Source organism: Paraburkholderia sp. SIMBA_053 (genome assembly GCF_046534895.1).
In the GTDB taxonomy this organism is placed as follows: domain Bacteria; phylum Pseudomonadota; class Gammaproteobacteria; order Burkholderiales; family Burkholderiaceae; genus Paraburkholderia; species Paraburkholderia caledonica.
Genome location: NZ_JAWRXU010000041.1, coordinates 1 through 1,292, shown reverse-complemented (window position 1 = coordinate 1,292; position 1,292 = coordinate 1). Strand labels below are relative to the sequence as shown.

The following is a 1,292-nucleotide window of genomic DNA, read 5'->3' as shown; positions in this document are numbered from 1 at the left end:
CGGCTGTCCGCGATGAAACGGTACGCCTGCAGCAGACCCGCCGGGCCCACGAACTTGTCCGGATTCCACCAGAAGCTCGGGCACGACGTCGAGCAGCTCGCGCACAGAATGCATTCGTAGAGCCCGTCGAGCTCGTCGCGCTCTTCCGGCGACTGCAGACGCTCCTTCTCCGGCGGCGGCGTGTCGTTGATCAGGTACGGCTTGATCGAGTGATACTGGTTGAAGAACTGCGTGAAGTCGCAGATCAGGTCGCGCACCACCGGCAGCCCCGGCAGCGGACGCAGCACGATCTTCTGCGGCAGGTCGTTCAGGTTCGTCAGGCACGCCAGACCGTTCTTGCCGTTGATGTTCATCGCGTCCGAACCGCACACGCCTTCACGGCACGAACGGCGGAACGACAGCGTCTCGTCCAGTGCCTTCAGCTTCACCAGCGCGTCGAGCAGCATGCGCTCGTGCGAGTCGATCTCGATCTCGTACGACTGCATGCGCGGCGCCGCGTCGCGGTCCGGATCGTAGCGGTAGATTTCAAATGTACGCTTGGCCATTTCTGAATTCCTTTGATCTGTGCCTTAGAAGGTCCGCGCCTTGGGCGGCACCGATTCGACCGTCAGCGGCTGCATGTGCACCGGCTTGTAGTCGAGGCGGTCGCCTTCGCTGAACCACAACGTATGGCGCAGCCAGTTTTCGTCGTCGCGATGCTCGAAGTCGTTCTGCGCATGCGCGCCGCGGCTTTCCTTGCGCGCCTCGGCCGACACCATCGTCGCGCGCGCCACCTCGATGAGGTTTGCCACTTCCAGCGCCTCGACACGCGCGGTGTTGAACACCTTCGACTTGTCCTTCAGGTGGATATTGTCCACACGTGCGGCCACCTCGCGGATCGCCTCCACGCCTTCGGAGAGCAGCGCCGAGGTGCGGAACACGCCCGCATGCTTCTGCATCGTGCCGCGGATGTCGTTGGCAACCGACTGCGCGTACTCGCCCGAGGACGAGCTCTCGAGCTTCGCCAGACGCGACAGCGCGAAGTCCGCCGCGTCGGCCGGCAACGGCTTGTGGTTCTTTATTTCCTTCACGTGCTTCACGATGTGGTTGCCCGCCGCGCGGCCGAACACCACCAGGTCGAGCAGCGAGTTCGTGCCCAGACGGTTCGCGCCGTGCACCGACACGCACGAGCATTCGCCCACCGCATAGAAACCGTTGACCGGCTCCTCGTGACCCTTCGCGGTGCCCACCACCTGGCCGTGGATGTTCGTCGGAATGCCGCCCATCTGGTAGTGGATGGTCGGCACCACCGG

Annotated in this window: 2 protein-coding genes; both read right to left on the bottom strand. The window is 64.0% G+C overall.

Features of this window, described 5'->3' with window-relative positions; genetic code table 11:
- Window positions 1–545 (bottom strand): succinate dehydrogenase iron-sulfur subunit (locus SB753_RS34385; protein ID WP_408426772.1); only part of this gene is annotated, 545 nt, incomplete at its 3' end.
- Between the two features lie 24 nt (window positions 546–569).
- On the bottom strand, window positions 570–1,292 hold a 723-nt coding region (locus SB753_RS34380; RefSeq protein WP_410804488.1), incomplete at its 5' end, for an FAD-binding protein.